Here is a 12,369-nt window from a genome sequence, read left to right as displayed (position 1 = left end):
GATCCCGACAGGATCCTGTGCTATCGTGGGCCCAAAGCACTCGCAGACTTTTGCAGAGGCTCCCCGGAGCGTGGCATGGACGCCTGCCTGCGTCCCCGCGCTGACCGTTCGTTTTCATTTTGCCCGGCAGGGGCCGGCATCACGTCGTCGCCCCGGGCCGGCAGCGAAGCCCCCAAACCGGGGCTTTCATGCCCGCCGGCGCAAACCCACAGGTAACGCACGTGCGCATCCCACACCCCGGCAGCCGGATGGCTGCCTCCGCCTCCCCCGATCACGCATCGGCCCTGCCGCCCTCGCGCCATCTCCGGCTGGCCCGGCTGCTGGCCCGGGCCGGTCTGGTTCTGGGGGCTGGCTGGCTGGCCGCCTGCTCCTCGGTATCGCCCCAGCATGCCAGCAGCAGCACCGCCTCCCGCAACGGCCAGCCCGCCATCGTGGCGGAAAGCGACGCCGTGCGTGAACTGGACGCCGCGCAACTGGCCCAGGGTGACGACGCCGGCACCGAGGTGGTGGTCAGCAACGACCTGTGGGGGCGCATCCGTGCCGGCTTTGCCATGCCCGAGCTGGATTCCCCGCTGGTGGCCCGACACGAACAGTATTACCTCTCGCGCCCCGAATACCTGCAGCGCATGTTCGGCCGGGGCTCGCGCTATCTGCACCATATCGTCGAGGAGGTCGAGCGCCGCGGCATGCCCACCGAGCTGGCCCTGCTGCCCTTCGTCGAAAGTGCCATGAACCCCACCGCCATGTCGTCGGCCAAGGCAGCCGGCCTCTGGCAGTTCATCCCCTCCACCGGCCGCCAGTACAACCTGAACCAGAACTGGTGGGTGGACAACCGCCGCGACGTGGAAGCCTCCACCCGTGCCGCGCTGGACTACCTGCAGACCGTCTACGAAATGAACGGCGACGACTGGTTCCTGGCGCTGGCCTCGTACAACTGGGGTGAAGGTGCCGTGCGCCGCGCCGTGAAGGCCAACGAGCGGGCCGGCCGCCCGGCCGACTATGCCCACCTGCGCATGCCGGCCGAAACCCGCAACTACGTGCCCAAGCTGCTGGCCATCAAGCACATCGTGCAGAACGCCAGCCGGCTGGGCTTGGCCCTGCCCGAGCTGCCCGACCAGCCCTACTTCGTCACGGTCGAAAAGACCCGCCCGATCGACCTGAAGCTGGCGGCGCAGTTTGCCGGCATGACCGAGGCCGAGTTCCTCGAACTCAACCCGGCACACAACCGCCCGGTCATCTCGGCCACGCGCACCAACACCCTCAAGATTCCGGTCGACCGCATCGAACGGTTCAAGGCCGCCATGGCGGCCCATGCGGCCCAGGGCAAGCCCTTCGTCACCTGGCACCCGTACACCATGCAGCGCGGCGAGAACCTGGCCGGGGTGGCGGGACGTGCCGGCCTGTCCGTCCCGGAACTGCTGCGCGCCAACGGCATCGCGCCGGGCACCCACCTGCTGGCCGGTTCCCGGCTGCTGGTGCCGCAGAGCCATGCCGGTGACGACAGCCTGGTCGAACAGTTCAACGGTCCGCGCCTGTACCAGCAGGTCGATGCCGGCCCGCTGGTGCACCGTGTGCGCCGCGGCGAGACGGGCGCCTCCATTGCACGCCGCTATGGCCTCACGCTGGCCGAGCTGCGCAGCATGAACCGCCGCATCACCCGGCTCAGGCCCGGCCAGACGCTGGTGGTGCGCCGCACCCAGCGCCAGACCGTGCTGGTGGCCGAAGACGGTTCCCGGCAGGTCATCAGCCGCCAGAGCACCCAGCCCACGGTCGTGGCCCATGCCCTGGCCTCCAGCAGTACGGTGACAGCGCGTTCAGCAGGCACAGCGGCTGCCGCCAGCCGCACCACCGCTGGTACGGCCAGCGCCCGGAGCAGCGGCATCCGCCTGGTCACCTACGGCCATGCAGGCCGCACGACGGCCCATACGGCCCGCGCCGAAACCTCCGCCAGCCGGGTGGCGCGACAGATCACCACCCGCTCCAGCCGCCACGGCAGCACGCATCATGTGCTGCCCTCCGGGTCGCGGCGGGCAGGCACGGCCGTCGCAACCGGCACGACGGCCAGGCGTGCGGCAGCCAGCCATACGGCATCCCGCACCAGCACCCGGAAAGCCACGGCCCGTACCAGCACGCAGGTGGCGGCCGGTCGCAAGCGCCCGTCCAGCGTGACCAGCCGGGTGAAATCGCGGGCCTCCACCCGCGTGGCGGCTTCCGGCAGCGCCGGCAGGACGGCCCGCAAGGCCACCACCAGCAAGCGTGCCAGCCGCGCAACGCGCACCAGCAGCCTGCGGCAGGCCGGCAAGGTGGCCTCGGCCCGCTGATCTTTCCCCTGTTGCAATCATGGCCCAGACGCAAAAAAGGCCGCACATGCGGCCTTTTTTGCGTCTGGGCCGGGGCCTGCCAGGCTCAGGCCGGCTGGCCCAGCGAGATGCCCAGCGACGTGGCCACATCCAGCAGCGTGCTGTCGTCCGGTACGTTGCGGGTGCGGTTGGCCACCTCCTCGATGGGCACGCTCGTGCACTCGTCACCCTTCAGGGCCACCATGCGGCCAAACTCGCCATTGGCCACCATTTTGGCCGCATACCAGCCAAAGCGCGTGGCCAGCACCCGGTCGTACGGCGTCGGTGTGCCACCGCGCTGCACGTGCCCCAGCTGCGTGCTGCGCACCTCGCTCTCCAGGTGCTCCTTGAGCTGCTCGCGCAGCACGTTGGCCACACCGCCCAGCCGGATCGGATCCGGGCTGTTCTCGAGGTGCGCCTGCACGGTCATGCCGCCATCGACCGGACGGGCCCCTTCGGCGATGCAGATGATGGTGTAGCCCTGCTTCTTCTCGCGTTCCTTGCAGACGCGGATGACCTCCTGCAGGTCGTACGGCCGCTCCGGAATCAGGATGATGTCGGCACCACCAGCCAAACCACCTTCCAGCGCGATCCAGCCCGCGTAGCGGCCCATCGTTTCCAGCACCATCACGCGGCCATGGCTGCGCGCGGTGGTTTCCAGCCGGGCCAGCGCCTCGGCCACGATCGACACGGCGCTGTCGAAACCGAAGGTGCGGTCGGTGTACATCAGGTCGTTGTCGATGGTCTTGGGCACGCCCACCACCGGCAGCCCCAGCGGGGTGAAACGGTTGGCGATGCTCATCGTGCCGTCGCCACCGATGGCCACCAGTGCGTCCAGGCCCAGCTCCTTCACATACTCCATGACGCGCGGCGACACATCCTCACCCTTCCAGGCAAACGGATTGGCGAAGTTGTGGGTGCCCAGAATGGTGCCGCCCTCGTTGATGATGCCCGACACGGCCCGGGCATCCAGCAGACGGGAGCGTCGCTCGATCATGCCCATGAAGCCGCGCTCGATGCCGGTGACCCGTGCACCGGTACGAAGCAGCGATTTGGTCACACCACGGATCACCGCATTGAGCCCCGGACAGTCACCGCCGCCGGTCAGGACACCCACGTGAAGAGAAGAACTGGACATCGAATTACCTCGCTGGTTGGAAGACAGGCCCGCGTCAGGAGACTCTGCCCCCCGCGCAAGGGACACTCTGCAAAAGTCTGCGAGCGCTTTGAGCCCAGGATCGGAATGAGCCAGAAGGCGCCATTTGTCGGCAATAGCAGGGCTATTGCCGACAAATGGCAACGCACTGGATCGCCCGGGCATGGGAATCAAAGTACCGCAGGACTTTTGCAGAGGGTCCCAAGGGCGCAGGGGTGAGTCTCGCGTGCCCTTGCGCGCGTGGAATCCCGGCACGCGCGTACGCGCTAGCGTAAAGGGTCACACCCCGGCTGTCGAGCCGGTCGACACCGAAAAACGGATTCCATTCAGGAATCACATGAATGATGTGGGAAAGCGACCATAGTCTGGTCCATTCGTCCCGGGCCGTTCATTGGCGCATGTCATGGATGCGTTCGTCTTCCGGCCGCGCCAGCCGCCGTGCCGCCTCCACCACCGAAGCCCGGCGCCGCTTCCGTTCGCGGGCATCATCCTCTCCCGTCAGCATGCGGGCCACCTGGGGCACCGCCGACCACCATCCTGCCAGTGCCAGCACCAGAAACGCCAGATGATCGGCTGCAAGTGCCGTCGTGACCGTTCCCTGCTGCTGTCCCCGTTCCACCGCCCGGACCTTGTAACCGTAGTACATGCGCCGCTGTGCCTCATCCGGAACTTCGCCTTCGAAGGACAGCCCCTCCCAGCGCATCAGCCGGCTCAGGGCCGGATGCGCCTCGTGGTAGTCGAACACCCGGCCGGCATAGTCGCCCACATCCTCCACGGCAAAGCTCTCCACCGGAACCGCCTGCGCCACCTTGGCCAGCTCGCTGCGCAGCACGGCCGAGAACAGCCCGCGCTTGTCCCCGAAGTAGTTGTAGACCCGCTCCTTGTTCACGCCCGCCGTCCGGGCAATCCGGTCGATCGTCGCCCCGTCCGGACCCAGCCTGGCGAACTCGTCCACGGCTGCTTCCAGAATCCTGCGTTTGGTTCCCTCGGTATCCCAGGCCATCGTCTGCGTATCCGTCCTGATCCGTCCCTGGCGCGTGTCATGGGCTCATTCGCCCTGGCCATACCCGGGGCATGCGGGACGACATGGTTTGTGCGTGTGACGGAAATCATACTAGAATGAACTCCAACGTTGTAGTTGGAATTTATTCAATCAGGAGGAACTGCATGTCCCGTGCTTCCCGACCCGTCTCACCCATCACCCCTGCCGCTTCCAGCACATCCTCCGCCCAATGGGCAACGCCTGCCAATGGCAGCACCTCCGCTGCCGACCGGACAATGCCTGACAACACCCCTCATCCTGCCGGCGGTGGCGTCATCACCCTGCTGGTGACGACGGCGCTGTTCGTCCTCACCCAGCTCTACCTGGCCATCCCCCTGCTGCCCCACGTGGCCAAAAGCTTTGGCAGTGCGCCTGCCACCACCACGCTGGCACTGGCCAGCGCCTTCAGCATGGCCTATGCAGCAGGCTTTCTGCTCTGGGGGCCGGTGTCGGACCAGTACGGCCGGCGTCCGGTCATGCTGACGGGGCTTGCGGCACTGGCCATCGCCACCCTGGCCTGCGCCTTCGTGCCTTCACTGCCCTGGCTGGGCGGACTGCGCGTCACGCAGGGGCTGGCTGCCGCCAGCTTCGCACCGGTGGCACTGGCCTATCTCATCGAGGCCACGCCGCCCCATCTGCGCGCCACGGCCATTGGCGCCATGTCCACCGCCTTTCTGGTTGCCGGCATTTTCGGCCAGGTCCTGGCCGGCTGGATCGCCCTGCACGGGCACTGGTCGTGGGTGTTCCTGGTCACAGGCGGTGCGCTGGCCATCATGACCCCGCTCATCGCCCTGCTCGCGCGCGAACCCGGGCGTGCTACCCTGTACGGTCATCTGGGCCACCGCTTCGCTGCCATGGCCCGGCTGCTGGCACGCCCCGCCATCCTGCTGCTCTCGTGCGCACACATCACCCTGCTGCTGTCCTTCGTGGCCATGTACACGGCACTCGGCCCGCATCTGCAGACACTGGGACTGGATGGGGGTCGGGTCATCCTGCTGCGTCTGGCTGGCCTGCCCCTGATGTTCGTGGCGCTGCTGGCCGGGCCACTGGCGGCCCGCATCCGCATGTCCGGCGTGGCCTGCGCCGGTTTCATGCTGGCCGCCGCCGGCGTGGCGCTGGAAGCGGCTCTGTCGCAGCACCTGCCGGGCATCGTCGGCGGTAGCCTGATCTTCGTCACCGGCGTGGCGCTGGCCATTCCGGCCATGATCGTGCTGTACGGTACCCTCGCCGCCCCCGATCGTGCGGCCGGCATGGCACTGAACGGCTTCGTGCTGTTCATCGGTGCCAGCATCGGGCCGGTGCTGGCCGGGCGGGTGGCGGATGTCCGGCTGTTGCTGATGGGGCTGGCGGTTGTACTGCTGGGCGCGGCGGGGTGTGTGGTGGGGAGCGGCAGGCTGACAGGAAAGCAGCAGAAAGCGCACGCATGATGATCACCAGAACATGTCGTGGACTCATTCGTCCCCGCAGCCTCCCCCCTTCTGGGCATGAAGGACAAGACGGCAGGGCCGCAGCATGGGCTTACCCGGCACCGGGCCGGAACCGACGACCATCAGGCGGACAAAAGCAGATGACACTTGCCTGTTTCGTTTATTTCGATTAGTCTGCACGCCAACATATTCCAGCAAGCGAGACAAGCCCATGGCTACCCTCATGACACCTCACACGCTGCCTTCGGAGGAAGAGATCGCCATTGCACAAACAAGCGGCCGCACGTTGTCCGCCTGTCTGCAAACCCATGCCGAAACCCAGGAAATCAGAATCAGGACAGACAGAGGAACATCACTTCCGGTCCGTGTACCGGTATCTGCCCTGCGTCTGCTCGTCGATGCACTGACCGAAATCGGCAAGGGCAATGCCGTAAGCATCGTCCCGATCCACGCCGAGATGACCACCCAGGAAGCAGCCGACCTGCTCAACGTCTCGCGCCCCTATCTGGTCCAGCTACTGGAAAAGGGCGAGATCCCGTTCCACAAAACGGGCACACACCGCCGTGTCCGGTATCAGGATATGGTTGATTACAAGAAGCGCACGGACGACGCCCGTCACGCCGTTCTGGAAGAGCTGGCAGCCGAAGCCCAGAAACTCGGTTTGGGATACTGAACAATGGAAGCACGCGATCCGATCCGCTCCCTGCATCACACTTGCCAGCATCCGTATTTCGCCTTCAAGGAGGAAGCCGACGCATCCTGGCGAGACTATCAGGAAACCGGTCTGCACCTGACCGGGGAGGAAGTTCTGGACTGGCTCGAAACCTGGGGCACGGATCACGAAACCCCTGCCCTCGCCTGCCACACGTGAGCACCCCGCTGTTCACGCCATGATCCACGAGGAGAAAAAACACCAGAACACATCGGGGGAAGCCCCGGCCGGATCAATGCCCCTCGATCCTCACCCCCTCGGCCACCCGGTCATCCGGCTGCACGATCACCATATCGCCTTCCTTCAGTCCGTCCAGCACCTGCACATGGGTGGCTGAACGCATCCCGGTTTTCACGGGCGAAAGCCTGGCCCGGCCATTTTCCACGCGATATACCGCATAACGCGGGCTGCCGGCCTGTGCCGCTGCAGCCGTGGAGCCCTGCGCACCTTCCTGCACTCCTGCCTGTGCTCCTTCCTGCGCACCTGCCCGTATCTGTGCCTTTGGCGCAGCACCTGCAGCACCGTCCGTTCCCGAGGGCTGACCGTTTCCGGTGGCCTGCCCTGCAGCCGTCGCAGGGCTGCCCGAATCAGACGCCGTTTCCTCCGCCACCTTGCGTGTATCGATGAACAGCGCGCTGGCCGGCACCTGCAGTACGCGATCCTCGTGGCGCAGCACGAATTCCAGTTCCACCCGGTAGGCGTCCCCCAGCGCCATCCACTGTTGGCGCGGGCTGTCGATGTCCAGGATCACGCGTGTGCGCTGCTCATCCACGCCCAGTGCCGACACCTTGGTGAAGCCGCCCGGCTCCACCCGGGTCACATGCGCCTGCAGTTCGCCCGGCCCGCCCCAGCGCAGCAGGCGTGCCGTCATGCCCGGCCGCACCTTCACGGCATCGGACGACAGCACCTCGGCCTCCACTTCCAGCTGGGCGGTGTCACCCATTTCCAGCAGCTGCTGGCCCAGCGTGACGGGCACGGCGCTGTCCAGCGGGCGCTTGAGCACCACGCCATCCACGGGCGCCAGCACCGCGATGGGTTTTCGCACGGGGGACGATGCGGGTTCGGTTCTTCCGCTCGCGCCCGCCTTCACCGCCGCCTTGTCTGCAGACCCAGCCTCTCCCCCTGCCGGTGCCTCGGCATCCCCTTCCAGCAACGCCGCCCGGGCTGCAGCCACCTGCTGCTGGGCCGTCTGTGCATCGGCCCGGGCAGCGGACCAGTTGGCGCGGGTGGAAGCGGCCTGCATCTGGGCATTTTCCAGCGCCTCCTGCGAAATGGCATTGCCGTCACGCAGTTTTCGGGCACGCTTCAGCGCGCTGCTGGCCTGATCCAGCGCAGCCCGCGTGGCATTCACATGATGGCGTGCCGACTGGTACTTCTGCTCGGCCGCGGCCAGCTCGGCCCGCAGCTGCGTGCGGCTGCGCGCATCCAGCAGACCGGGCGAGGCCGGGTCGATCCAGGCCACCGTCTGGCCGGCCTTCACGGCATCGCCCGGCTGCAGGCCGATGCGCTGCAGGGTGCCGGCCACCGGCGCGGTGACCGAATACCGCGCCTTGAGCCTGGTCTTGCCCTCCTCGGAGAACTGTTCTTCCATCGGGCCGTAGCGGACCTGTGCCACGCTGGCCAGCTGGGTGGGTTCGCGCAGTGCCAGCCAAGCCAGTGTACCCAGCACGCCAGCGACGATCAGACTGGTGACGATGGTTTTTCGGGCAGGCAGCTTCATGATGCAATGTTCACAAAAGAGGTCAGATTGAAAATGGGCGCCAGCCGGTGCCTGCCTCGCAGACAGGGAAGAATCCCGGCATGCCAGGGACAGCGCTCACGATCTCCGGCATGTCCATGTCCATGTCCATGTCCCGGTCGCTGCCCCGGGTCCGGGGCTGCTGAAATTCCAGCACCTGTGGAATCCAGCAGTCCGGAGGGGAATCGTGAGGCCGAATGATTTCGTGGTGCCGGATGCATTCGTGATGCCGGATACGCTCGTGATACCGGATACGCTCGTGATACCGGATACGCTCGTGATGCCAAATGCGTTCGTAAGGCTGAATGTATCCATGATGCGTGCTCAGTCCCGCTCCTTCAGGGCCTCGATCATGTCCAGCCGGTTGACCAGCCGCAGCACCACGGCCATCGACACCAGGGTGGTACACATCGTCACCACCGTGGCCAGCGCGTAGGATTCGGGCGGGATCCGCAGGGGGATGCGATACAGGTCGCTCTGCAGGCCCTGCACCATCAGCCAGCCCAGCCCCCGGCCACAGACAAACGACAGGGGGATGGACAACAGCACCAGCAGGCCGATCTCGCCCAGCAGGATGCGCGCCACCTCCCCCCGCGTGAAACCCAGCACCCGCAGGCTGGCCAGCTCGCGGGCCCGTTCGGCCAGCGTGATGCGGGCCGAGTTGTACACCACGCCGAAATTCACCATGATGCCCAGCAGCACGCCCATCATGGTGACCGGACCGGTGATGCGGTTGAGCATGTCGTAGAACGAGCTGGTGGCATCCGCACGGACGCTGATGGCCGCCACATCGGGCCGGCGGTCCAGGGCCATCTTGACGCCCTGCAGCGCCCCCGGCGCCACATCCAGCACCGCGCCCTCCAGCACATCCCCCTCGCCCAGCGCCCGGTTCATGGCCGGTACGTCCATGTACAGCGTCACGCCGATCTGTTCGCGCACCAGCGCCATCACCGGCAGCTGCAGCGTACGCCGGCGCCCCTGCAGCTCGTGCACCGACACCGTCTCACCCACCCCCACGCCCAGGCGTGCGGCCAGATAGTCGTTCATCACCACCCCGTCATGGGGGACGACCTGCTGCCGGAGACTGGCGTCCACCAGACGTCGCAGGGTACCTTCTGCCGGCAGGCCCTCGATGGTGGTGCGCAGGTGCCGGCTCATCGCCGAGACTTCCACCGGCACGGCACGCATCCCCTCGGCATACTGCACGCCCGGAATGGACGCCAGTTCGAAGAGTGCCCGGCGCGGCTGCACCTCGGTGAAGGTTGCCGCCACATCATACAGCTCGCCCATCCGGAAGCGGCTGTCCACCAGATAGGTCAGTGCCCCGCCCTGCAGGCGCACCATCACGATCAGCCCGCCCACCATGGCCAGACCGATGATGGTCAGCACCGCCCGGCCCGGCCGCCGTTCCAGCTGGCGCAGCACCATGCGCGCCGTCTGCGGCAGCCGCTGCAGCAGGCGCCAGCGCCCGACCAGCCCGCCGCGAAAACGCTCCGGAGCCTGTGGCCGCATGGCCTGTGCCACCGGCTCGCGCACCGCACGCAGCACGGCCAGCCCGGCCCCGGCCACGCCGGCCAGCACGGCTACCAGCCCCCCCGTGATCACCAGCCCGCCATCGAGCGAGAAATACAGCTGCGGAAAGCGGAAGTTTTCCAGATAGGTCCGGGCCATCCACTGGCCCATCCAGCTGCCGGCCACGATGCCCAGCAGCGCCCCCGCCACACAGATCACCGTGGTCATCAGCCCATAGTGCAGCATCACGGTGGTGGTGCGGTAGCCAAAGGCCTTCAGGATGGCAATCTGCCCGCGCTGCATGCCCACCAGACGGGTGAACACCACGTTCAGCAGAAAGGCCGCCACCCCCAGAAAGACGGTGGGCAACATGCGGACACTGGCATGGAGCTGGCCCAGCTCGTCATCCAGCCGGCGGGTGGAGAGCTGGTCCACGCGTCCGATGGCCCCCAGCCCGCCCCAGCGGTCCAGCACCCGGTCGATGCCGGCAATGGCGCGTGCCTCGCGCCCCTGCGCATCGGTCTGGGGCGAGAGCCTGGCCGTGAGCGAATTGAAGGCACCATCCATGTTCATGCCGGCAGCCAGTGCTTCGCGCGGCACCCACAGCACCGCAAAATGCTCGTAGTCCGGAAAGATGCCGCCGGGCGCGATCTGGTACAGATATTCGGGCGTGCCCCCCACGCCCACGGCCGTGAACCACTGGCTGCGCCCGTTGACCGTCACCCGCAGGCGGGCACCGGGCTGCAGGTGATGGAAATCCGCAAAGGCATCGCTGATCACCACCTCGTTCCGTGTCCAGGGGGCCGGCATCCGGCCCCGCCGCAGGAACACGCGGTTCTGCCGCGGCTGCTGGCCATTGTCCGGCAGCGACACCAGCTCCGCCTGCATCGGCTCGTCCACCCCCGCCAGTTTCAGCTTGCCGGCCGCCCGCACCCGTGTTTCGACCTCGGCCACCTCGGGCAGCGCCGCCACCTGCTTCGCCACGCCTTCCGGTGCCCGCTTGAGCGTCACCCACACGTCCGGCAGGTTGCCGTTGTCCACCGCGAAGAGCTGCTCGCGACTCTCCAGCAGTGAGCTGAAAGCCATCTGCATCATGGTCAGCATGGCAATGCCGGCCATCACCACCCCCATGATGGCGATGGCCTGCCCGCGCAGCAGCCACAGGTCGCGCAGCGCCTTGCGGTAGATGGCCGGCAGCAGCGCGCGCCGTACCCGGCGACCACCTCCGCCTCCGCCCCCCGAGGCTCCACCCCCTGCAGGGCCACCCCCGGCAGGTCCACACCCATCGGGTCCACCACCATCGGGGCCGCCCCCGGTGGGTCCCCATCCTGCCGGTCCATGGCCCGCCGGCCCACCGTCCCGTGCGCGGTACGCAGCGGTGCCGGGGGACGTACCGGATGGAGAGGCTTCACCAGCGCAACTCATCGGCCTTCAACCGGTGTTCGTTGATCTTCACGTCGACGATGCGGCCATCGCCCATCGTCAGCACCCGGTGCGCCATGCGGGCGATGTCGGCGTTGTGCGTGATGACCACCGTGCAGGTGCCCAGCGAGGCATTGACCTCATCCAGCGCCGTCAGCACCCGCACACCGGTGGCGGAGTCGAGCGCCCCGGTGGGCTCGTCGCACAGCAGCACGGCCGGCTGCTTGGCAATGGCGCGCGCAATGGCCACCCGCTGCTGCTCGCCGCCCGACATCTGCGCCGGAAAATGGTTCAGCCGGCCATCCAGCCCCACCAGCGCCAGTGCATCCTCGGGGCGCATCGGGTGCCGGGCGATCTCGGTGACGATGGCCACGTTCTCGCGCGCCGTCAGGCTGGGAATGAGGTTGTAGAACTGGAAGACGAAACCCACGTTGTCGCGCCGGAACTGGGTGAGCGTGCCGTCATCGGCATGAGTGAGATCCTGCCCGTTGTACCAGACGCGCCCCGCCGTGGGCACATCCAGCCCGCCGAGGATGTTCAGCAGCGTCGATTTGCCGCAGCCCGACGGCCCCAGAATCACCACGAACTCGCCCGGATGGAGTTCGAGGTCGATGCCGCGCAGCGCATGCACCTCCACCTCACCCATCCGGTAGACGCGGGTGATGCCCTCGGCACGGAACATCACCGCAGAAGCCTCTGCCCTGCCTGTCCCGTTCATCCCCGTGTCCGTCCCCGTCGCGTTCATGCGGAAGCCCCTGTCATGCCCGTTCGAATGGAGTCCATGACCCACTCGACGGGCCATGAAACGATCCGTGACCATTATCGCCCATGGTAACACCGTCACGTGTCGGCCCTGCCCTGCTGCCGCGACGGTTTTCTCCGGCCGGCGCGCCATTTTTCCCGAACGGAGTACGTCCTCTTCCATCCGGAACACGGGCAGACGGACCAGCGTGTGGATGCCCGCCATCTTCCGGTTCCTCCACCCGGAACACGGACAGACGGACAGTCGGGCAGACGGGCA

9 protein-coding genes are annotated in these 12,369 nt (G+C 67.1%); 4 read left to right on the top strand and 5 right to left on the bottom strand.

Annotated features, from left to right (window positions below):
* Positions 1 to 221: 221 nt before the first annotated feature.
* Positions 222 to 2,321, top strand: coding sequence for a transglycosylase SLT domain-containing protein (locus EHV23_RS03415; protein ID WP_158615817.1), 2,100 nt, complete (start codon positions 222 to 224; stop codon positions 2,319 to 2,321).
* An 85-nt stretch (positions 2,322 to 2,406) separates the two neighbouring features.
* On the opposite strand, the gene EHV23_RS03410 is transcribed toward EHV23_RS03415, so the two are convergent.
* Together EHV23_RS03410 and EHV23_RS03405 are read right to left on the bottom strand one after the other, a co-directional pair.
* Positions 2,407 to 3,477, bottom strand: a complete 1,071-nt coding sequence (locus EHV23_RS03410) for a 6-phosphofructokinase (RefSeq protein ID WP_125094716.1) — start codon at positions 3,475 to 3,477, stop codon at positions 2,407 to 2,409.
* 406 nt (positions 3,478 to 3,883) lie between these two features.
* Positions 3,884 to 4,498 carry a TetR/AcrR family transcriptional regulator gene (locus tag EHV23_RS03405; RefSeq protein ID WP_125094715.1) on the bottom strand — a complete coding sequence of 205 codons (615 nt, stop codon included), beginning with the start codon at positions 4,496 to 4,498 and terminating at the stop codon, positions 3,884 to 3,886.
* Positions 4,499 to 4,662: 164 nt separating this feature from the next.
* Between EHV23_RS03405 and EHV23_RS03400 the strand changes: the two genes are divergently transcribed.
* The 3 genes from EHV23_RS03400 to EHV23_RS03390 all read left to right on the top strand — a co-directional run bounded on the left by EHV23_RS03400 (position 4,663) and on the right by EHV23_RS03390 (position 6,835).
* A complete protein-coding gene (locus EHV23_RS03400) occupies positions 4,663 to 5,964 on the top strand; it encodes an MFS transporter (protein ID WP_203228860.1) in 1,302 nt (433 codons plus the stop codon).
* 211 nt (positions 5,965 to 6,175) lie between these two features.
* On the top strand, positions 6,176 to 6,637 hold the full coding sequence (locus EHV23_RS03395) for a helix-turn-helix domain-containing protein (protein WP_125095489.1): 462 nt from the start codon (positions 6,176 to 6,178) through the stop codon (positions 6,635 to 6,637).
* Positions 6,638 to 6,640: 3 nt separating this feature from the next.
* A complete protein-coding gene (locus EHV23_RS03390; protein ID WP_125094714.1) occupies positions 6,641 to 6,835 on the top strand; it encodes a hypothetical protein in 195 nt (64 codons plus the stop codon).
* 73 nt (positions 6,836 to 6,908) lie between these two features.
* On the opposite strand, the gene EHV23_RS03385 is transcribed toward EHV23_RS03390, so the two are convergent.
* The 3 genes from EHV23_RS03385 to EHV23_RS03375 all read right to left on the bottom strand — a co-directional run bounded on the left by EHV23_RS03385 (position 6,909) and on the right by EHV23_RS03375 (position 12,066).
* A complete protein-coding gene (locus EHV23_RS03385) occupies positions 6,909 to 8,396 on the bottom strand; it encodes an efflux RND transporter periplasmic adaptor subunit (RefSeq protein WP_125094713.1) in 1,488 nt (495 codons plus the stop codon).
* 342 nt (positions 8,397 to 8,738) lie between these two features.
* Positions 8,739 to 11,351, bottom strand: a complete 2,613-nt coding sequence (locus EHV23_RS16350; protein ID WP_125094712.1) for an ABC transporter permease — start codon at positions 11,349 to 11,351, stop codon at positions 8,739 to 8,741.
* The gene (locus EHV23_RS03375; protein WP_125094711.1) at positions 11,335 to 12,066 is read right to left on the bottom strand and encodes an ABC transporter ATP-binding protein; all 732 of its coding nucleotides are present in this window, start codon (positions 12,064 to 12,066) and stop codon (positions 11,335 to 11,337) included. Before EHV23_RS03375 ends, EHV23_RS16350 begins: the two co-directional genes overlap by 17 nt.
* Between the last annotated feature and the right edge of the window lie 303 nt (positions 12,067 to 12,369).

It is taken from the genome of Lautropia dentalis (assembly GCF_003892345.1).
Classification (GTDB): Bacteria; Pseudomonadota; Gammaproteobacteria; order Burkholderiales; family Burkholderiaceae_E; genus Lautropia; species Lautropia dentalis.
The sequence above is the reverse complement of the archived record's forward strand: the minus strand, read 5'-3'. Positions and strand labels throughout refer to the sequence as shown.